The organism is Arthrobacter rhizophilus (assembly GCF_026241105.1).
In the GTDB taxonomy this organism is placed as follows: domain Bacteria; phylum Actinomycetota; class Actinomycetes; order Actinomycetales; family Micrococcaceae; genus Arthrobacter.
The window spans coordinates 90690-110934 of sequence record NZ_JAPFFT010000005.1 but is presented as its reverse complement, the minus strand read 5'-3'; the positions used below and the strand labels follow the sequence as shown (position 1 = coordinate 110934).

20 protein-coding genes are annotated in these 20245 nt (G+C 64.4%); 13 read left to right on the top strand and 7 right to left on the bottom strand.

Annotated features, from left to right (window positions below):
• Window position 1 precedes the first annotated feature (1 nt).
• The 3 genes from OOZ51_RS06585 to OOZ51_RS06575 are packed head-to-tail and all read left to right on the top strand — an operon-like array spanning window position 2 to window position 2120.
• A complete protein-coding gene (locus OOZ51_RS06585) occupies window positions 2–754 on the top strand; it encodes a CoA transferase subunit B (RefSeq protein WP_265978443.1) in 753 nt (250 codons plus the stop codon).
• Window positions 751–1287 (top strand): MaoC family dehydratase, encoded by a 537-nt coding sequence (locus tag OOZ51_RS06580; RefSeq protein WP_265978442.1) that lies wholly within the window; start codon window positions 751–753, stop codon window positions 1285–1287. The genes OOZ51_RS06585 and OOZ51_RS06580 overlap by 4 nt, the downstream gene beginning before the upstream one ends.
• Window positions 1284–2120 carry an HpcH/HpaI aldolase/citrate lyase family protein gene (locus OOZ51_RS06575; protein WP_265978440.1) on the top strand — a complete coding sequence of 279 codons (837 nt, stop codon included), beginning with the start codon at window positions 1284–1286 and terminating at the stop codon, window positions 2118–2120. Before OOZ51_RS06580 ends, OOZ51_RS06575 begins: the two co-directional genes overlap by 4 nt.
• Window positions 2121–2130: 10 nt before the next feature.
• On the opposite strand, the gene OOZ51_RS06570 is transcribed toward OOZ51_RS06575, so the two are convergent.
• A complete protein-coding gene (locus tag OOZ51_RS06570; protein WP_265978439.1) occupies window positions 2131–3600 on the bottom strand; it encodes a lipase maturation factor family protein in 1470 nt (489 codons plus the stop codon).
• 38 nt (window positions 3601–3638) lie between these two features.
• Between OOZ51_RS06570 and dxr the strand changes: the two genes are divergently transcribed.
• The 5 genes from dxr (at window position 3639) to OOZ51_RS06545 (ending at window position 8660) form a co-directional block, all read left to right on the top strand.
• Complete coding sequence (gene dxr, locus OOZ51_RS06565) at window positions 3639–4823, top strand: 1-deoxy-D-xylulose-5-phosphate reductoisomerase (protein ID WP_265978438.1); 1185 nt, start codon at window positions 3639–3641, stop codon at window positions 4821–4823.
• 17 nt (window positions 4824–4840) lie between these two features.
• Complete coding sequence (locus OOZ51_RS06560; RefSeq protein WP_265978437.1) at window positions 4841–6172, top strand: M50 family metallopeptidase; 1332 nt, start codon at window positions 4841–4843, stop codon at window positions 6170–6172.
• A gap of 108 nt (window positions 6173–6280) precedes the next feature.
• Window positions 6281–6574, top strand: a complete 294-nt coding sequence (locus OOZ51_RS06555) for a YciI family protein (protein ID WP_265978436.1) — start codon at window positions 6281–6283, stop codon at window positions 6572–6574.
• 66 nt (window positions 6575–6640) lie between these two features.
• Window positions 6641–7807 carry a flavodoxin-dependent (E)-4-hydroxy-3-methylbut-2-enyl-diphosphate synthase gene (gene ispG / locus OOZ51_RS06550; RefSeq protein ID WP_265978435.1) on the top strand — a complete coding sequence of 389 codons (1167 nt, stop codon included), beginning with the start codon at window positions 6641–6643 and terminating at the stop codon, window positions 7805–7807.
• Entirely contained in the window at window positions 7761–8660 is a 900-nt protein-coding gene (locus OOZ51_RS06545; protein WP_265978434.1) for a GNAT family N-acetyltransferase, read from the top strand. Before ispG ends, OOZ51_RS06545 begins: the two co-directional genes overlap by 47 nt.
• A 61-nt stretch (window positions 8661–8721) precedes the next feature.
• Here OOZ51_RS06545 and OOZ51_RS06540 read toward each other — a convergent pair whose 3' ends face one another.
• Genes OOZ51_RS06540 through OOZ51_RS06530 form a run of 3 tightly spaced genes read right to left on the bottom strand, consistent with a single transcriptional unit; the run spans window position 8722 to window position 10879 of the window.
• Window positions 8722–9339, bottom strand: coding sequence for a TetR/AcrR family transcriptional regulator (locus OOZ51_RS06540; RefSeq protein WP_265978433.1), 618 nt, complete (start codon window positions 9337–9339; stop codon window positions 8722–8724).
• A complete protein-coding gene (locus OOZ51_RS06535) occupies window positions 9336–10079 on the bottom strand; it encodes an ABC transporter permease (RefSeq protein ID WP_265978432.1) in 744 nt (247 codons plus the stop codon). The genes OOZ51_RS06540 and OOZ51_RS06535 overlap by 4 nt, the downstream gene beginning before the upstream one ends.
• Window positions 10080–10087: 8 nt before the next feature.
• Window positions 10088–10879, bottom strand: coding sequence for an ABC transporter ATP-binding protein (locus OOZ51_RS06530; RefSeq protein ID WP_265978431.1), 792 nt, complete (start codon window positions 10877–10879; stop codon window positions 10088–10090).
• Window positions 10880–11328: 449 nt separating this feature from the next.
• On the opposite strand from OOZ51_RS06530, the gene OOZ51_RS06525 reads away from it, so the two are divergent.
• Genes OOZ51_RS06525 through OOZ51_RS06515 form a run of 3 tightly spaced genes read left to right on the top strand, consistent with a single transcriptional unit; the run spans window position 11329 to window position 15377 of the window.
• Window positions 11329–13140, top strand: a complete 1812-nt coding sequence (locus OOZ51_RS06525; protein WP_265978430.1) for a proline--tRNA ligase — start codon at window positions 11329–11331, stop codon at window positions 13138–13140.
• Entirely contained in the window at window positions 13137–13934 is a 798-nt protein-coding gene (locus OOZ51_RS06520; RefSeq protein WP_265978429.1) for a sulfite exporter TauE/SafE family protein, read from the top strand. Before OOZ51_RS06525 ends, OOZ51_RS06520 begins: the two co-directional genes overlap by 4 nt.
• Before the next feature lie 57 nt (window positions 13935–13991).
• Window positions 13992–15377 carry a pyridoxal phosphate-dependent decarboxylase family protein gene (locus OOZ51_RS06515; RefSeq protein ID WP_265978428.1) on the top strand — a complete coding sequence of 462 codons (1386 nt, stop codon included), beginning with the start codon at window positions 13992–13994 and terminating at the stop codon, window positions 15375–15377.
• 57 nt (window positions 15378–15434) lie between these two features.
• On the opposite strand, the gene OOZ51_RS06510 is transcribed toward OOZ51_RS06515, so the two are convergent.
• Genes OOZ51_RS06510 through OOZ51_RS06500 form a run of 3 tightly spaced genes read right to left on the bottom strand, consistent with a single transcriptional unit; the run spans window position 15435 to window position 18430 of the window.
• Window positions 15435–16457, bottom strand: a complete 1023-nt coding sequence (locus tag OOZ51_RS06510; RefSeq protein WP_265978427.1) for an aminoglycoside phosphotransferase family protein — start codon at window positions 16455–16457, stop codon at window positions 15435–15437.
• A 35-nt stretch (window positions 16458–16492) separates the two neighbouring features.
• Window positions 16493–17221 (bottom strand): VIT1/CCC1 transporter family protein, encoded by a 729-nt coding sequence (locus OOZ51_RS06505; RefSeq protein WP_265978426.1) that lies wholly within the window; start codon window positions 17219–17221, stop codon window positions 16493–16495.
• A 51-nt stretch (window positions 17222–17272) separates the two neighbouring features.
• The gene (locus OOZ51_RS06500) at window positions 17273–18430 is read right to left on the bottom strand and encodes a ferritin-like domain-containing protein (RefSeq protein WP_265978425.1); all 1158 of its coding nucleotides are present in this window, start codon (window positions 18428–18430) and stop codon (window positions 17273–17275) included.
• Window positions 18431–18587: 157 nt separating this feature from the next.
• Between OOZ51_RS06500 and rimP the strand changes: the two genes are divergently transcribed.
• Entirely contained in the window at window positions 18588–19211 is a 624-nt protein-coding gene (rimP, locus tag OOZ51_RS06495) for a ribosome maturation factor RimP (protein WP_265978424.1), read from the top strand.
• Window positions 19211–20191 (top strand): transcription termination factor NusA, encoded by a 981-nt coding sequence (nusA, locus tag OOZ51_RS06490; RefSeq protein ID WP_265978423.1) that lies wholly within the window; start codon window positions 19211–19213, stop codon window positions 20189–20191. Before rimP ends, nusA begins: the two co-directional genes overlap by 1 nt.
• The last annotated feature ends 54 nt before the right edge of the window (window positions 20192–20245 follow it).

The following is a 20245-nucleotide window of genomic DNA, read 5'->3' as shown; positions in this document are numbered from 1 at the left end:
CATGGAATCGAACATCACCCAGGATGTGCCGCCGCGTCCCGAGGCGGTCAGGCACGAGTACCGCCGGGCCAACGTCGAACATCACGAAGGCAAGGGCTGGACACGGAACGAACTGGCCGCCCGCGTGGCCCGCGAGCTCCGCAATGGACAGTACGTCAACTTGGGGATCGGCATGCCCACCCTGATTCCCAACTACATCCCTGCCGGAGTCGAAGTGATCCTGCATTCCGAAAACGGCATCCTGGGCGTCGGCCCTTATCCGGCAGAGGACGCCGTGGACCCCGACCTGATCAACGCAGGCAAGGAAACGGTCACCGTCAATGCGGGCGCAGCGTTCTTCGACTCCGCAACATCGTTCGGCATGATCCGCGGCGGCCATGTGGACGTGGCCGTGCTGGGCGCCATGGAGGTTGCGGCCAACGGGGACCTGGCCAACTGGATGATCCCGGGAAAGATGGTCAAGGGCATGGGTGGCGCCATGGATCTCGTCTTCGGCGCCAAGCGGGTGATCGTGATGATGGAGCACGTTGACCGCAACGGCAAGCCCAAGATCGTCAAGGAATGCTCGTTGCCGGTGACAGGGAAGGGCTGCGTGGACAGGATCATCACGGATCTCGCCGTGATCGACGTGGTCTCCGAGGGTGGGGCATCGCGGCTGGTCCTTCGCGAGTTGGCGCCGAATGTGTCTGCAGAGGACGTTGCGGCTGCGACCGGCGTCGAGCTTTTCGAAGAAGACCAGGAGCTGACTGTATGACAGCGAGCCCTGAAACCCCGGGCAAGGCTGGACCCCGAATTATTGAACAGCGGGGACTCTACTTCGACGAGCTTGAGGAAGACGTTGTTTACGCCCATCGGCCCGGCCGGACCGTCACGGAAACGGACAACGTCCTGTTCACCACACTGACCATGAATACCCAGGCATTGCACTTGGACGCGGCCTGGAGTGCCGCCCAGCCATTCGGCCAGCGACTCATGAACTCGATGTTCACGTTGTCCACCATGGTGGGGCAATCCGTCACGCAGCTGACCCAGGGCACCATCATTGCCCAGCTTGGCCTCACGGACGTCTCTTTTCCGCACCCGCTCTACCACGGCGACACCCTCTACACCGAGACTGTCGTGACCGGGAAGCGGGCGTCGTCGTCGCGTCCCGGGCAGGGCGTCGTGACCATGAAGCACACCGGCCGCAACCAAGACGGAACGGTTGTGGCCTTGGCCACGAGGGCTTGCCTCATGTGGACCCGGACCGCGCATCTCGAGGCGCAACGGGGGACAATCAGTACATGACCTTCACGATGGGCCCCGCACTACTTTTCTGCCCCGCCGACCGTCCGGAACGGTACCAAAAGGCCGCCGAGCGTTCCGACGCCGTGATCCTGGACCTCGAGGACGCGGTCGCCCCCGCGGACAAGAAACGCGCCCGGGGCGCCATCCTCGCCCAGCTTGGCTCGGGCGCCGAGACCGCCGAACTCGACCCCAGCCGTACGATTGTGCGCGTCAACCCGGCTGGCACCCCGGACTTCGAGAAGGACCTGCACTGCCTCAAACACACGCCGTACCGCACCGTGATGTTGGCCAAGGCCGAGTCCGGCGAACAGCTGAAAGTGCTCGAGGGGTACCACGTCATCGCGCTGTGCGAGACGGCCAAGGGGATCCTCAACGCGAGCGAGATCGCCCAGGCCCCCAACGTCGTCGGGCTCATGTGGGGTGCCGAGGACCTGATCGCCTCCATGGGCGGCACCTCCAGCCGCAAGGACGACGGCGGCTACCGGGCCGTCGCCATGCATTCCCGTTCCGCGGTGCTGCTCGCCGCCAAGGCTGCGGGCAAGGAAGCCATCGATTCGGTCTATGTCGACATTCCCGATCTTGCCGGATTAGCCGTGGAATCCGCCGACGCCGTGGCCAGCGGATTCGGAGCCAAGGCCTGCATCCACCCGAACCAGGTTGCCGTTGTCCGCGAAGCCTACGCACCCTCGCCGGACGCCGTCGCTGAGGCACGGGAGTTGCTTGAAGCTGCGGCTGCGGCCGGTACCGGCGTGTTCCAGCACAAGGGGAAGATGGTGGACGGTCCTATCCTCAAACACGCCGAATCGACGCTGCACAGGGCACGGCTTTCCTAAAGGCTCAGTCCTAGCGTCCACGCCGCCGCGACGGCGGATGGCCCAAGGGGGCGATGACCTCGTAGAGCTCCATCCGGATCCAACGCTGGCCCGTTTCGCGGAACTCGGCCCTCGTGGCGAAGCGGTAGAGGAAGCTGCGTGCCCGCACCCAACGCGGCCGTGCGCCGTCGAACGGGTCCTGGCGCAACAAGCGCAAGGTGGGCTGGTCGGCGTCGAGCAGTTTCCCGAGGAACGCGTAGAACCACTCCTCGTGGACGGTGCGCAAGGGCAGGAACCACATCAACCAGTCGAGGCGCAGGTGGTACGGCGCCCATTGGCGGGGGAGCCGGCGGAGGTCGCCGGGTTTGCCCTTGAAGCCGTATTCGCGCCAGTCGGCCTCATCGACGGGAACGTCCGCCTGCGTGCCCTCCACCACGATTTCCACCCGGTGCCGGGTCACCGTACCGAACGCCCCGTAGGTGTTGACCAACTGCCAGCGGTTGAAGCTGGCGTTCATGAGCTGCTCCCGCGAGAGCAGGTTGCGGATGGGCCAATAGCTGAGCGCCAGGAGGAACACAGTCACTGCGAGTACGACGGCGAGCCACCACAACGGGGTCTGCGGAACCGCCGCGGAGGCCGGGTTGCGCTGCTGTGGAATGAACGGCAGCACCGCATGGGCCTCGGGATCGCTCACTGCAGCGAAGGCAAGCACGATCGCGGACCAGTTGAGCCACGCGAAGTTCCCGCTCCCCACCAGCCAGAGCTGCGTGAAGACCACGATTCCGGCGGCAATGCTGGCTAGCGGCTGTGGAGCGAACAGGAAGAACGGCACCACCAGTTGGGCGAAGTGGTTGCCGAGCACTTCCACGCGGTGAAGGGGCTTGGGTAGGAGGTGCGCCTGGCGGCTTAGCGGTCCGGGCATGGGCTGCGTTTCGTGGTGGTAGTACAGGGCGGTTAAATCACGCCACTCGCTTCCGCCGTGGATCTTGATCATGCCGGCGCCGAACTCCAGCCTGAACAACAGCCACACGAGCAGCACGAGGATGGTCTTAGGCGGGGGAGTCTGGTCCGAACCGAGGAATGCAACTGTGAATCCCATTTCGAGCAGCAGCATCTCCCAGCCGAAGCCGTAGAAGGTCTGGCCAACGTTGACGATCGACATGTAGAGCAGCCACAGAGCAAGGAACGCGGCCAGGGGAAGCCACGGTGGGCCAAGCTGCGGAAGTCCGCCCACGAGAGTCAAGGAGATGGCGAGTCCGGTGGCGCAGACTGCTCGGAGCAAAGTGTCCGAATACTTCCAGCGGAACAAGCTGGGTCTGCGCAGGATCCTGTGACCGTCAACGTACCGGGGGACAGGGAGAAGCCCCTGTTCACCGAGGAGCGCCGGGAATTGGTTGAGGCTGGACAGGAACGCGATGAAGTAGAGCGCGGCCGTGCCGCGCTGGAGCACCTGCCGGGCGAATTCATAGTCCGGCGCCTCGAACCACGAGACCCAGTCCACAAAACAACGCTACGCCTGGCGTGCGGGATACTTAAGCCATGCAGCCGCGCAAGATCATTCTCCTCGGGTCCACTGGTTCCATTGGCACACAGGCGATTGAGGTGGTCGACGCAGCCCCCCACCTGTTCGAGGTCGTGGCACTGAGCGCGGGTGGCGGCAACTTGGAACTGATCGCGCAGCAGGCTGTCCACACTAAGGCGCAGGCAGTCGGGATCGCCTATGGCGACGCCCATGAACTCCAGAGACTCATCGGTGCTGCCGCCTCCGCCGTCGGACTCAGGAACTATGATCCGGCAATCATCACGGGACCGGACGCGTCCACCAAGATTGCCGCGATCGAAGCGGACGTCGTACTCAACGGCATCACCGGTTCCATCGGCTTGGCCCCCACGCTGGCAGCCCTCAAGTCCGGCGCCATCCTCGCCTTGGCGAACAAGGAATCCCTGATTGTGGGCGGTGCCCTTGTGAAGGCCGCCGCAGCCGTTGACCAGATCGTGCCCGTGGATTCCGAACACTCGGCCATTGCCCAGTGCCTCCGCGCGGGAACTGACAACGAGGTTGAAAAACTCATCCTGACAGCTTCCGGCGGTCCGTTCCGGGGCCGGAACCGCGAGCAGCTCCGCGACGTTACGCCGGCCGAGGCTCTTGCCCACCCCACGTGGGACATGGGCCTGATGGTCACCACCAACTCAGCCAGCCTGGTCAACAAGGGCCTGGAAGTCATCGAAGCGCATCTTCTGTTCGACGTCCCTTTGGACAGGATCGACGTCGTGGTGCACCCGCAGTCAGTGGTGCACTCCATGGTGGAGTTCGTGGATGGCTCCATCATCGCCCAGGCTTCGCCGCCGGACATGCGGTTGCCCATCGCCCTTGGGCTCGGGTGGCCGGACCGCGTGCCCCGGGCCGCCAAGGCCTGCGACTGGACCCAGGCCACCAGTTGGACCTTCGAACCCCTTGACTCGGTAGCATTCCCCGCGGTGGAGCTGGCCAAGGACGCCGCGAAGCAAGGCAGTACTTTCCCGGCTGTCTTCAACGCGGCCAACGAGGAAGCCGTTGAAGCCTTCCATGCCGGCAGGATCAGGTTCACGGATATTGTGGACACGGTGGAGTCCGTCCTCAGCGAACATTCAGGATCCTTGGAGCTGACGGTGGACTCGGTGTTGGATGCTGAGAGATGGGCACGCACGCGCACCCACGATCGTTTAGCCAACAGCACCCTTTAGGAAGCAGTACTTAAGGCATGAATCCCGTCATCCTGTTCATTCTCGGAGTCGTCTTCGTCGCGATCGGCGTGGCCGTCTCCATCGGGCTGCACGAGGTGGGGCATCTCGTGCCCGCCAAGCTTTTCAAAGTGCGCGTCACGAAGTACATGATCGGTTTCGGCCCTACCCTGTGGTCCACACGGAAAGGCGAGACCGAATACGGTTTCAAGGCCATTCCGCTCGGCGGCTACGTCTCCATGATCGGCATGTACCCGCCCAACCAGGACGATGGCAGCGTGCGTCCGTCCAGCACCGGCATGTTCCAAACCCTCGCCACCGAGGCCCGGTCCGCGGCCCATGAGGACGTGGGACCGGGCGACCAGAACAGGGTCTTCTACAGGCTGCCGGTCTGGAAAAAGATCATCATCATGCTGGGCGGCCCGGCTATGAACCTGCTCATTGGCCTTGTGCTGACCGCGGTGTTGCTCATGGGCTTCGGTGTATCCACCGCCACTACCACCATTGCCAATGTGTCCAAGTGCCAGGTGAAAGCGGGAGAGACCGTTGATCCCAGTTCGCCGAACTGCCAGCTGACCCCGGCGGCGGTCGCCAAGCTCCAACCCAACGACGTTGTCACCAGCTTCGACGGAAAGCCTGTCACAAGCTGGGCTGAAATGAGCAGCTGGATCCGGGCTTCCGCCGGCAAGGCCGTCCAGGTCACCGTGGAGCGTGACGGCAAGAGCGTCACCTCCCAAGTAACCCCGGTCCTTTCCGCACGCCCTGTCATTGGAGACAACGGTCAGCAGGCCAAAGGCGCGGACGGCAAGCCGTTATATGAGGAAGTCGGATTCCTCGGCATCGGTCCCCAGACCGCCATGGTGCCCCAGCCGGCGTCGACCGTTCTTCCGATGGCTGGCGAGAACATTAAGCAAATCGCCGGAGTCATCCTCAACCTGCCCGCCAGGGTGGTCGGCGTGGCGCAAGCGGCCTTCAGCTCGGAGCCGCGCGATCCAAACGGTCCCATCAGTGTGGTGGGAGTCGGCCGGGTTGCCGGTGAAGTCGCGGCCATGGATCAGGTTCCGCTGCAATCGCGCGTCGGAGCGCTCGTGGGGCTCCTCGCGGGGCTGAACTTCGCTCTCGCCATCTTCAACCTGGTTCCGCTGCTGCCGCTCGACGGCGGACATGTGGCCGGCGCGCTCTATGAGGGAGCCCGGCGTCGGATCGCCAAGCTGCGCGGCCGGCCGGATCCCGGCGCTTTCGACATCGCCAAGCTCCTGCCGCTGACGTACGTCGTGGCCAGCGTGCTCATGGCCATGGGGGCGCTCCTGATCTACGCCGACATCGTCAAGCCCGTCAATATCTTTGGCTGATCTGCCTGATCTGCCTGATCTGCCTGATCCGGCAGGTGCCGGAGGCGCGCGGTGGACGCCCCGGATTGGGCTGGCCCCTGAATTGTACTGGGGGGATAGGCTATCCATATGACTGTTTTCGCTGTTGAGTACGTGTACGACGCCGAGTCCGCCGGGGTGCGCGACGCGAACCGCCCCGCCCACCGTGCCTGGCTCGCCGGCCTTGCCGAGCAGGGGACCCTCCTGGCAAGCGGCCCTTACGCCGACGGTGCGGGGGCGCTTTTGCTGCTCAAAGCCGCAGACGAGTCCGAGCTGAACGCCACGCTGAAGGAGGACCCCTTCGCCGCTGCACAAGGGATTGCAGGCATCCGGACCTCGGAGTGGAATCCCATTATCGGAGTGCTCTCCACCCACGCTTCCTAGCCGCTTGACCGGACGGGGCCCGGAACCCAGCCCCACGATCCACCCACTTCAACCCAAGGAGTCCACGTGACCTCGGTCAGCCTGGGAATGCCATCAGCCCCGCCCCCCGTTCTCGCGCCCCGCCGCAAGACCCGCCAGATCAAGGTGGGTTCGGTGGGCGTCGGCTCCGATTCACCCATCAGCGTGCAATCGATGACCACCACCCCCACCACGGACATCAATGCCACGCTGCAGCAGATCGCGGAGCTGACGGCGTCCGGCTGTGACATCGTGCGTGTCGCTTGCCCTTCCGCGGATGACGCCGAGGCGCTGCCGATCATTGCCCGGAAGTCGCAGATCCCGGTCATTGCGGACATCCACTTCCAGCCCAAATACGTCTTCGCCGCGATCGAGGCCGGTTGCGCCGCGGTACGGGTCAATCCGGGCAATATCCGCAAGTTCGACGATCAGGTGAAGGAAATCGCCAAGGCCGCCAAGGACCACGGGACTTCCATCCGGATCGGCGTCAACGCGGGATCCCTGGAGCCCGGCATCCTGAAGAAGTACGGCAAAGCCACACCGGAAGCCCTCGTGGAATCGGCCGTGTGGGAGGCTTCCCTGTTCGAAGAACACGGCTTCCACGATTTCAAGATCTCGGTCAAACACAACGACCCCGTGATCATGGTGGCGGCCTACGAGATGCTTGCCGAAAAGGGCGATTGGCCCCTGCACCTTGGCGTGACCGAGGCCGGACCGGCGTTCCAGGGGACCATCAAGTCCGCAACAGCCTTCGGTGCACTTTTGTCCCGCGGCATCGGCGACACCATCCGCGTGTCCCTGTCCGCGCCGCCCGTTGAGGAAATCAAGGTAGGCAACCAGATCCTGCAGTCCCTCAACCTGCGCCCGCGCAAGTTGGAAATCGTCTCCTGCCCCTCCTGTGGACGCGCCCAGGTGGACGTCTACACGCTCGCCGAGCAGGTCACCGCCGGACTTGAAGGAATGGAGATTCCGCTTCGCGTCGCAGTCATGGGTTGCGTAGTGAACGGTCCGGGTGAGGCTCGCGAAGCCGATCTGGGCGTCGCTTCCGGAAACGGCAAGGGGCAGATCTTTGTGAAGGGTGAAGTCATCAAGACTGTTCCCGAGAGCCAGATTGTTGAGACACTGATCGAAGAGGCCATGCGTATCGCTGAAGAGATAGGGGAGGCCGATGGCGAAGGTGCTGTCAAGGGTAGCCCCGTGGTTAGCGTCTCGTAGTAAAGATGGAACCGGGCTGGACGGTGTCACCGTCCGGGTGCTCGGCGCCGCCGACACCCGGTCGCTTCGCGCGCTCGCGATGGAAGACGCTGTAGCGAACGTCTTCATTTTGGCGCACCTTGACTCGTCGGGGAGCGCCGCCCCCACTTCCGGCGGCGCGAGCGTGTTCGGAGTGTTCGACGGCGACACCCTGGTGGGTGCCTGCTGGGCCGGTGCCAATCTGGTTCCGGTGCAGCTCGACCCGGAATTGGCTGCCCGCGTGGCCTCAGCTGCGCACAGGGCAGGCCGTCGCTATGCCTCGATCTTCGGGCCCGCGCAGTCCGTGCTGGCACTTCACTCCCGGTTGGAGCAACTGGGTCATTTCGCCCACGAGGTTCGCGCCGACCAGCCGCTCCTGGCAATATCGGGCCCACCCGCTGTCCAAGCCAACCCGCAGCTCTGTTTCGGAGACATCGCCGACTTTGACCGCATCCTGCCCGCTTGTGCAGCCATGTTCGAAGAAGAAGTGGGTTATTCGCCCTTTCTCGGGAGCGAGGACTTCTACAGCCGCCGGGTGGCCGGGCTGATCCGGCAAGGCCATTCCTTGGTGCACATCGACGGTGGAACCGTGAAGTTCAAAGCCGAACTCGGTGCCGTCACGGGGCAGGCAACCCAGGTCCAAGGCGTCTGGATGAACCCCGAGTTCCGCGGCCAAGGACTCAGCGCCGGGTACATGGCCGGCGTGGTTGTCCTGGCCCAGAAGTTCGCGCCGGTCACCAGCCTGTACGTCAACGAATACAACACCAGGGCGCGCGCCACCTATGAGCGGGTCGGTTTCCAACGCCTCGGAACCTTCGCTACCGTTCTGTACTGACTGGCCCAACTAGCTCGCAGTAGTTGTCGTTATGAGCCCTGATAACGACAACAACTGCGAGTCACTTGGGGAGAACCAGTTCGCCTGTGAGGTAGTGCTGGACGTTCGGTGCCACGAGCCGCACCACCTCGTCCTGGGAGGCCGAAGCCAGTGGTTCGAGCCGGACTACATAGCGCATCAGCATAAGCCCGACCATCTGCGTGGCAACAAGGTTTCCGCGCATCCGGGCCTCTTCGGGCGAGCCGGAAAGTCCGGATGTGATCCTGGAGAGGATGGTCCGGGCAACCATCTCCCGCAGCAAGGCGGTCTTGGCCTTGGAGCCAATGGTTCCCCTGACGAATGCCACGAGTCCGTGCTGCGCCGGGCCTTCCCACAACCGCAACACAGCACGGACAATCGTCTCCGAACGCTGCGCCGGATCCAGTGATTCGACGCCGGCAAGCACCTCCGCAGGATCCGCCGGAAGCTCGACGCTCTGGGCGAAGAGTTCGTCCTTCCCCTTGAAGAAATGGTGGACCATGGCCGGGTCCACCTCTGCTTCGCGGGCTACTTGTCGCAGGCTTGTGCCGTCGAAACCATGCTCGGCGAAGAGCCGGCGCGCCGTCGCCAGGATCAGTTCGCGCGAGTCGCTGCCGCCGCCGCGGCGTCCCCGCCGCAGGGGAGGCAAGGCGCCGCTCATGAGGTCCGCCGTCGTAGGGTAAACGAAGCCAGGACCAAAACTCCCACCACAATCGCCGCCATCACGCCGGCGTCCTGCCACATGGCCTGGGTCGCCTCGGCGTTGCTGGCGATCTGCTGGAGCGCATCAACCGAAAACGTCAGCGGCAGCACGTTCGAAATGCCCTCCAGGAGGCCGTTCATGTGGTCCCGGGCGACGAAGAGCCCGCACAACAGGATCTGCGGGATCACCACTACTGGCATGAACTGGACTGCTTGGAATTCAGTCCGGGCAAAGGCCGAGCACAGCAGACCGAGGGCGACCCCCAGCACAGCGTTTATGACGGCGATCAACACCACATAACCGGGACTCCCCTTGATATCCAGATTGAAGATCCAATAGGCCACGGCCGTGGCTACAAGCGATTGAAGGGCCGCCATGATCGAGAACGCCAACGCGTAGCCGAACAGGAGATCGGCCTTGTGGATGGGCGTCGTCAGGAGCCGTTCCAGCGTCCCCGAGGTCCTCTCACGCAACATCGTGATCGACGTGACCAGGAACATCACCACGAACGGGAAGATGGCCAGCATCATGAGTCCCACGCGGTCAAAGGTCCGGGGGATTCCGGGCGGCAAGGTTTCGTTCTCGAAGAGATAGTAGACGCCGGTGAGCAGCAGGGCGGGAACCACCATGATGAGCGCGACGCTGCGGTGGTCATGCCGCAGTTGTTCCAAAACCCGTCTGGTAGTGGCAAACATCATCCGCGGATTCATGACGCCACCTGGCTTTCATTGGCACTCCGGCGGTTCGAAGCGGCGCTCGTTTCCTGGATGATGTGCAGGAAGGCCTTTTCCAGGTCGTTGCTGTGGCCACGTTGGCTGAGTTCGGCCGGGCTGAGTTGCGCCAGCAGCAGGCCGTCGCGAAGCAAGAGCAGGGACGAACAGTGCGAGGCTTCCTCCATAACGTGGCTGGACACCAGCAAGGTGGTGCCCGATTCGGCCATTGCGGCAAACCGTTCCCACAGTTCGGCGCGCAGCACCGGATCCAGGCCAACCGTCGGCTCGTCGAGGACCAGCAGCTGTGGGTGCGAGACGAGCGCGCATGCCAGCGAGACCCGGCTGAATTCACCGCCGGACAGGTCTGCAGTCTTCCGCCGGGCCAGTGCTTCGAGCCCGACGGCGGCAATCGCCTCCGCGGTGTCCGCCGCCGAGGCGCTGTGCATGGCTCCGAAATACCTGACGTTCGCTTCGACGCTGAGGTCCGTGTAGACGCTCGGTGCCTGGGTGACGTACCCGACGTCGTGCCGCAACGATGGTGTGCCGGCTGGACGGCCCAGCACTTCTATGGATCCTGAAGTGAGCCGTTGGACTCCGACGATTCCCCGCATGAGGGTGGTCTTGCCGCTCCCGGAGGGGCCGAGGAGGCCCGTGATGCGGCCGGGCTCCATGGCGAAGTCCAGGCCGCGCAGGATCTTCTTGTGGCCACGGGTGACGTGCAGGCCCTCCGCCTTGACCGCCAGTGGCATGTCTGGGGTGGTATTTCCTGATGCGCTGTGGGACATCGTCGCCTCCGGGGTAATTTATTCATCAGGTGATGAATAAAAGGTAGACCCGGTACCTGTCGCGGTCAACAAAATATTGATAAGTCCAAGCCCTTGAATAAAGTGTCCGCGATCACATATGTTCAGACCAGCCGTGTCGTTGGGGCGCGGATGGTTTCAGAGAGGAAACACAAACAAATGGCTGTAAGCGTTGATCTTTCGAAGGCATTCGACACGTCCGACTAAGCCTCTAAGACAGCGCCTGCGGCCTACCAGCCGCTGAGCCACGCCATGGCAGGATGACCAGCCGCCCAGCGGCCAGGGGCTTCCAACCACCATGGCGTGGCTCATCTGCGTTGGGCAGGATTCTACGTTCGTGAAGAGGCCCGGGCGAGTGGCCCGGCTGTAAGCCGGTAGATTAGTACGCAGTAGATTTTGCCAGCTCTTGCCATAGAAACGGATTCTGACCCGTGGTCATTCGCCTCTCCCAGCTTTTCCTGCGCACCCTGCGTGAAGATCCCGTCGACGCCGAAGTCGCCAGCCATAGGCTTCTTGTCCGCGCCGGCTACATCCGTCGCGCCGCACCGGGCATCTACACATGGTTGCCTTTGGGATTGAGCGTCCTCCGCAAGGTCGAGGCAATCATCCGCGAGGAAATGGCCGCCATTGGCGCCCAGGAAGTCCACTTCCCGGCGCTGCTGCCACGCGAACCCTACGAAGCCACCAACCGCTGGACCGAATACGGCGAGGGGCTGTTCCGCCTCCAGGACCGCAAGGGTGCCGACTACCTGCTCGCCCCCACGCATGAGGAAATGTTCACCCTCCTGGTCAAGGACTTGTACTCCTCGTACAAGGACCTGCCGTTGAGCCTCTACCAGATTCAGAACAAATACCGCGACGAAGCACGCCCCCGGGCAGGCCTCCTCCGCGGCCGTGAATTCATCATGAAGGACTCCTACTCCTTCGACGTCGACGACGCCGGCCTGGACGCCAGTTACGCCGCCCACCGCGGGGCGTACCTGAAAATCTTCGAGCGCCTTGGACTCGAGGTCATCCCTGTTGCCGCGACGGCAGGTGCCATGGGCGGATCCAAGAGCGAGGAATTCCTGCACCCTACCGAGATCGGGGAGGACACCTTCGTGCGCTCGCCGGGCGGCTACGCGGCCAACGTCGAAGCTGTGACCACGGTGGTCCCGGCAGAGGTCGACTTCAGCAACGCTCCCGCGGCACGCGTCCTGGACACTCCGGACACACCCACCATCGAAACCCTCGTGGCAGCTGCCAACCAGCTCGCTCCCCGCAGCGATTCCGACGGCGGCGCCTGGACTGCCGCGGACACCCTCAAGAACGTGGTCCTCGCCGTCACTCTGCCCACGGGCGAGCGCCAGATTGTGGTCATCGGTGTTCCCGGTGACCGCGCCGTGGACCTCAAGCGCGTCGAAGCCAATATCGGTTCCTTCCTGCCTATCGCCGGAGAGATCGGACTGGAGGCGGCCAACGAGGAAGACCTCAAGAAGATCCCGGAACTCGTCAAGGGCTACATCGGCCCCGGGCTGGCTCTCGGAGAAGCCGTATTGGGACTCGAAGGCACGTCCAAGCTGCTCTTCCTGGTGGATCCTCGGATCGTCTCCGGCACCAGCTGGGTCACCGGAGCGAACCAGGACGGCAAGCACGTCTTCGGCCTAGTAGCTAGCCGCGACTTCGCCTGGGACGGGGTCATCGAGTGCACCGAAGTCCGCGCCGGGGACGAAGCCCCGGACGGCTCCGGCCCCCTGGAGACCGCACGCGGCATCGAAATGGGACACATCTTCCAGCTCGGCCGCAAGTATGCTGAGGCCCTTGACCTGAAAGTCCTGGACCAGAACGGCAAGCAGGTGGTGGTCACCATGGGCTCCTATGGTGTCGGCGTGACCCGCGCCGTGGCTGCGCTGGCCGAGGCCAACAACGACGACCGTGGCTTGATCTGGCCGCGCTCGGTAGCCCCGGCGGACGTCCACGTGGTCGCCGTCGGACGCGGTGAGGAAATCTTCGCAGCAGCCGAGAAGCTCTCGGCCGAACTCGAGGCTGCCGGCCTCGACGTGATTTACGACGACCGCCCCAAGGTTTCCCCAGGCGTGAAGTTCGGTGACGCGGAGCTGGTGGGCGTGCCCACCATCGTGGCGGTCGGCCGTGGCTTGGTAGACGGTGTTGTGGAGATCAAGGACCGTCGCACCGGTGAGGCCGAAAACGTGGCGGTCGAGAAGGCTGCCGACTACGTGGTCAACGCCGTACGCCAGAAGTGATCTCCGGCTTCGAGTCGGTTCAGCTCACCACGCTCATCATGATCGTGGTGGCTGGATTCGCAGCCGGTTGGATAGACGCAGTGGTGGGTGGCGGGGGACTGATCCAGCTCCCCGCCTTGCTCCTGGTTCCGGGGATCACCCCGGTCCAGGCGTTGGCCACCAACAAGATGGGCTCCATCTTCGGCACAACAACCAGTGCCGTTACCTATTACCGTCGGGTTGGCCCTGACCTCAAGACGGCCATGCCCATGGCGGTGATTGCCCTCGCCGGCAGCTTCGGCGGAGCCGTCTTGGCCGCCAACCTTCCCTCCAGTGTGTTCAAACCCATCATCGTGGTGGCGCTGATCGCCGTCGCGCTCTTCACAGCGCTGCGCCCCAACGCGGGAGAGCTGACCGCGCTGCGGCACGACGGCCACAGGCACTATGTCGTGGCCTGCGCCATCGGGGCCGTGATCGGGTTCTACGACGGGCTGATCGGCCCCGGGACTGGCTCGTTCCTGGTGATCGCCCTCGTTTCCGCCATGGGCTATGCCTTCCTCGAGGCCAGCGCCAAGGCGAAGATCGTCAACATGGCCACCAACGCCGGGGCGCTTTTGTTCTTCCTGCCGCACGGATCATTGCTGTGGGGCGTCGGTGCCGTGCTGGGGCTGTCCAACATGGCCGGCGGGTACCTGGGCGCCCGGACCGCCGTGAAACAAGGCAGTCGCTTTGTGCGCTTGGTGTTCCTGATCGTGGTTGGCGCGTTGATCGTCAAACTCGGCGTGGACGTCTGGCACGACTACTTCGCCAAGTAACCGCGCTGGTTCCCGCCGGCGATAGCCGGGGTGAAGCCGTGGGCGTAGCATGCACTCATGTGGGTCGATTCCAGCGGCTATGAGCAGGCTCTCGAACGTGCATGGGAGCACACCCGGGAGTGGTTGAGGGCCTTGCCTGGGAGGCCTGTGCGGCCAGGCAACACCGCCGATGACGTCACCGCGATCTTCGGCGGCCCCCTTCCCGCCAGTGGACTGGACCCGGCCGCGGTCATCGATTTCCTCGCTGAGCACGCCGAACCGGGGCTCATGGCGATGCAGTCGGGGCGCTTTTTCGGTTGGGTCATCGGCGGTACGGTTCCGGCGGCCATGGCAGCGGACTGGATGGTCTCCGGGTGGGACCAGAACACCGGGCTGCGTTTCGCCACACCCGCCACAGCCGGAATCGAGGAGGCCGCCGGGCACTGGCTGCTAGAGCTGCTCGGCCTTCCGGAAGGGTCCGACGTCGGATTCGCCACCGGGGCAAGCATGGCCAATTTCACGGCACTCGCCGCGGCCCGCTGGCGCCAGCTGACCATAGCCGGCTGGGACGTCAATGTCGGCGGACTCCAAGGCGCCCCGAAACTGCGGGTCCTCGTAGGAGCCGAGCGGCACGAGAGCCTGGACATGGCATTGCGCTTCCTGGGACTGGGGACTCCTGAAGTTGTCCGCGCCGATCCCGAAGGACGGATCGATCCTGCCGCGCTCAGGGCCGCGCTGCAGTCCGGCTCCGGCCCCGCGATTGTGTGCCTCCAAGCCGGGAACCTCCACTCGGGAGCCTTCGATCCTTTCCCCGAGGCGATCTCGGTTTCCAAGGAGTACGGCGCGTGGGTCCACGTTGACGGCGCCTTCGGCCTGTGGGCAGCAGCCGTTCCGGGACTACGGCCCTTGGTCGAGGGGGTTGAGTTGGCTGACTCCTGGGGGACCGATGCCCACAAGACCCTCAACGTGCCCTACGACGCCGGAATTGTGGTGGTGCGCGACGTCGCCGCCCTTCGATCGGCAATCGGCATGCACGCCGAATACCTCATCCAGGACGATCACGGCCCCGGCGACCCCATGGAAAAAGTCCCCGAGCTGTCCCGCCGGGCCAGGGGAGTGCCGGTGTGGGCGGCATTGCGTTCCTTGGGTGGCGACGGCGTCCGGCAGCTTGTCGCAGGACGTGCGGAATGTGCTGCGGAGTTGGCCCGGCGGCTTGCAGAAGTGCCGGGCGTGGAAGTGCTCAACGACGTCGTGTTCACGCAATTGTCCCTGGCCTTCGGTTCAGACGAGAGGACCCGGGCCGTCACGGATTTCATTATGGCCGATGGGCGAGTCTGGATGTCCGGTTCGCGATGGAAAGGCCGGGACATCCTGCGCGTTTCGGTCACCAACTGGTCCACGGATTCAGCCGATCTCGATGTTGCCGTGCAAGCCATCAAGGATGCGTTGGAGGCAACAGCCTGAGCCGAGTGGCTTGGCCCAAAGCCCTCTTGGCCCAGTGCCCTCATAAGCCGCAAAACCCTAATCGGATCCGGCCACGCCCGGTTCGGGCAGGTCGTGGGCGGCGGGCAGTCCCTCCAGGGGCCGCCCCGCGAGGGTGCTGGCCACCCACAAGGAGCGGGCCAGATCGCCTTCATGCCGTGGTTTTCGGGCATACCACAGGGCGTTTTCGACCTCGCGGACAAGGCTCCATTCCCGGGCCGCTTCGCCGTCCAAGCCGGCCGCGCTGCTGAAATCTGCGCAACGTTCAAGGAGCGCAAGTTCCGGAGCCGTTCTGGAGAGATCGCGGATACGGTTCCACAGGATCGGAGCGACGGCGAATTCTGCCTCCCCGACCATCGGCTGCGGATCGATGGCCACGTATCTGCGCTTCCTGACGGACTGGTGGCCGTCGGGATGCGGGAGGATGTTCATGAAATGCAGATCGCAATGCACCAACACGTCCCTGCCCGCGCGGCGTCCAACAGCGCCCCGTGTCTGGCACACTTCCAGCGCGGCTTCCAGGAGCCAGCGGGGGAAGGGCTGGCCGAGTTGCTCCCAGTCCGCGGGCAACTCATCGCTCCAGCGCTCTGCCCGTGCCGCGATGTGCTCGAACGCTTTCCACTCCGGCCGCTCGTCCGGTTCGATGCTGAGTTCCTTCAGGAGCGTTCCCCAGACGTCGCGTGCTTCGTCCATCGGGGCGCTGTATAGCCAGCGGTCAGCGTCGAGCCGCTCCAGTACCATCGCGCAGGACGCGGCATCGGCGTCGTGCAGCTTTACCGCTCCGGTACCGCCCCAGAGGGCCAGCGCATGCCGTTCAACAAGTGCCTCCTCGTGCGGGAACGCTATTTTGAGCACTGAACGGGCGCCGTTGTAGATGACCGGAATGACGATGCCGCCGTGGCCGTTCCATGGTTCCACCCCCGGTTCCAGGTCAACGGACAACTGCCAACGCTCCAAGCTGCTGTTGATCAAGCCGGGCAGCCCGGAGAGCCATGCCCGTCCCTCCGCTGTTCGGGAGTAGCGAGCCTGGAGATCGCCAGGGATGGAAACGAAGGTAGTCATCACCGCCAGCCTACCCAAGCCGGTCCTGGAGCGGTTTAGACCACTCCGGTAGAGCCCAGGAGGCTTCCGATGAAGAAGGTCGCGGCGAGGGCAAGGGCCCCGCCGATGACGACGCGCACGGCGGCCCGAGTCTTCGAGCTACCACCGATCCAGGCTCCGAGGGCTCCCGTAATTGCCAGCGCGAGCAAGACGGAAATGAAGGTCAGCGGCACACGCAGCCCCGGGGGCGGGAGCAAGATCGCAAGCAGAGGCAGCACCGCGCCCAAGGTGAAGGCAATCGCCGAAGCGAAGGCCGCATGCCATGGGCTGACGATGTCGTCTTCGTCGATGTTCAGTTCGGCGGAAAGGTGAGCGGCCAAGGCGTCGTGCTCCGTCAATTCCACGGCCACTTTCCGTGCGGTTTCAGGCCGCAGGCCCTTGGCCTCGTAAATCGCAGTCAGTTCGGCAAGCTCCTCGTCAGGCTGCTCAGCCAGCTCCCGGCGCTCCTTCTCAATGAGTGCCTTCTGACTGTCGCTTTGGCTGCTGACGGACACGTACTCGCCCAGTGCCATGGACACTGCGCCACCTACGAGTCCGGCTGCGCCGGCCGTGAGGACGGCACCGGTGCTCGTCGTTGCTCCAGCGACGCCCACCACGATCGCGGCAACGGAGACGATTCCGTCGTTGGCGCCAAGGACGCCTGCCCGGAGCCAGTTGAGCCGGTGGGCGAGGTCATTGTCGTGTGGTTCGTTTTCGTGCAGGGCGGCAGTTTCTGTAGAAGCCATGGAACAAGCCAAGCACTTGGGGGCCGCAGCCGCCAGCAAAGGAAGGCTTTCCTACGGAGCCGGAGTGCTCGATGGAAGCGGAGGCAGGGCGGCGCTATCAATCGAAAGTCCTGGGAATGGTCCAACAGGAGTTCCCCAAGCTTGGCTGCGCTTGGCGGCATCGACCAGTCCGTCGATGGCCCATTGCCGCGTCTCACCGTCTGACAACGCCACGAGGTCGGCATAAGCGGTCAGTGAGCTGGCCTCCATCCCTCCCAGTGCGGCCCCGGGTTTGGCGGCGAAGCTGGCAGGCAGGCGGTAGCCGGCTTCCCGCGGCGGGGTGGCAACACAGTGCAGCCTGCCCTGGGCTTCCGCTCCGCGGAGCAGCTCTTGGTGGCGGGCCAGCCACGTGGCAGCGGTCGCAGATGCCTTCGCGTCCAGCTTGGTCAGGGCCACCTGGTAGGCGTAGATCGCCTCCTGTTCGGAGCTGACGACGGCGCCAACGGCAGCGGGGAGATCGGCCCGGGACGAAGCTGTGCCGGGGGGCGGCGCCGCTGTAGCCGACATTCCGGGCAAAGCGGGGCAGCTCGGGGCCGGTGTCGGGGCGGGAGTCGCCCCGGGGGTGGCCTCCGGTACGGGCAGACCCCAGATTGTTGCCAGTCTGGATGACTCAAGCAGTTGGGAGGTCCCGACGGCGGCAAGCAGCCGTGCCGTGCCGCCGTCGGCTTGTGCGGCGTCCGCCAAGCGACGGGAAGCGCTCGAGGAGAGTGCTGAGACGAAGGCGGTCGGAGTCGTGGTGTCCGGGGTGGCAGCGGAACTTGGGGATACGGAACCTGGGGACGGTGGTTTAGGGGACGCGCCACCAGGGGTGCGGGAAGCGGACGATGCTGGCTGCCCGGAAGGGGGCAGCAACGCCCGCGCCTGATTTGTCAGCAACGTCACAGAATCCGGCAGTCCACTGCCACCGGACGCCTCGCCCGCGGCGCCACCCGGCGTCGTGCCCTCCAGCAGCGAGGCGCTGTCCAGGAGCGCCTCCGTCGCGGAGAGGGCTTCGGAACGGGCGGTTTCGGAGAACGGGAGGGCTTGCGGTTTTCCGGCGTCGCGGGGAACGAGCACGGCTCCGACTCCCACCACGAGGACTGCCAGCAAAGCCAGGAGAAGGGCTCTCGTCCAGCCGTGGCTTCGTGGTTTTTCAGCAGTCCCGTGGTTCACAACAGACCATAGTGTCACGCTCGCGGGCAATCTGATGCCAGTACGCCTGGACGGGCACCGGGTGACCACTCAATTTCCGGGGCTATCAGCGCGATCGCACCACCCGTGCACCACGGCGCCGCAAATATCGTTAAGCTAGTAGTCACAACATCATCTATCGGGAGGCGGCTGGCCAGTGAGTCATTCGGAAGCCACGACTTCAACAGACCAGGCTGGAACGGATCCGACGAATCCACCACAACACGAGGTCCGCAACCCGGAGGAAAGCAGGTTGAGGGCCCTTCTGGAGCCTGCCGTCCAGGCAAGCCGGCTCTACCTTGAGGATGTTGCCATCCAGGTTGCCGGTTCGCACCGGGTTGTCCACGTGATCATCGACCTGCTCCAGGAAGAAACCGGCGGCGTCAGCCTGGACGTCGTCGCGGACGTCTCCAGGGCCCTGTCGGACATTCTGGACAACGATCCCAATACTGACGCCCGTCCCTACGACCTCGAGGTCTCCTCGCCCGGCGTCGGACGGCCGCTTACGGAACCCCGCCACTGGCACCGCGCCCGCGGACGCATGGCCAAGGTCAACGTCATCCAGGGCGACAACCTGACGGGCCGGATCCAGTCCGTCGACGACGACGGCGTCACACTTGTTCCCGAGCAAGAGGTCAAGAAAGGGATGAAGTCCAAACAGGGCGACCCCGTGAAGATTCCTTTCGACAGGATCCGCCAAGGAAAAGTCGAGATAGAGTTCAGCCACCTCCACGAGGCCGGGCTGGAAGACGAGCACAACGGACCTTCCGAGGAGGCCTAATGGATATTGACATGAGTGCGCTGAGACTCCTGGAGCGTGAGCGTGAAATCCCGCTGGACCTCCTGATCCCCACCATCGAGCAGGCGCTCTTGGTGGCATATCACAAGACGCCGGGCGCTTTCGAGAAGGCCCGCGCAGAGCTTGACCGCAAGAGCGGACACGTGACCATTTGGGCTACGGAAATCGACGACGACGGCGAAGCCATCGGCGAGTTCGAGGACACCCCCGCCGGGTTCGGACGCATCGCGGCGAGCACGGCACGGCAAATCATCCTGCAGCGGTTGCGCGATGTTGAGGACGACAACGTCTTGGGCGAATTCAAGGGCCGTGAAGGTGAACTCGTCGCCGGCCTGATCCAGCAGGGCAATAACCCGCACATGATCCAGGTGAACCTCGGTTCCGTCGAAGCCTTGCTTCCGCCGCCCGAGCAGGTGCCGGGGGAGAAGTACACCCACGGCAACCGCCTGCGCGCCTTTGTGGTGGATGTCCACCGCGGCGCCAAGGGACCTTCCATCACGCTCTCGCGTTCACACCCGGGCCTCGTCCGGAAGCTTTTCGAACTGGAAGTACCGGAAATCGCGGACCGTTCGGTCGAGATTGTCGCGCTGGCACGCGAGGCCGGGCACCGGACCAAGATGGCTGTCAAGGCGAACACCCCCGGCATCAACGCCAAGGGCGCTTGCATCGGTGAAATGGGCTCGCGCGTGCGCGCCGTCATGACCGAACTCAACGACGAAAAGATCGACATTGTCGACTTCAGCGACGATCCGGCGACGTTCATCGCCAACTCCCTCTCGCCGTCGCGCGTGAATTCGGTCACTATCACCGACGAGGCCACTCGGTCCGCACGCGTGGTTGTTCCTGACTATCAACTGTCCCTTGCCATCGGCAAAGAAGGCCAGAACGCCCGCCTTGCCGCCAAGCTCACCGGCTGGCGCATCGACATCGTCTCCGACGCCGCACCGGCCAAGAGCAACTAAACCCGCCCAGAGGCGCCCGCCCCGGATCCCTGCGCCATATGGATTCGGTGGCCG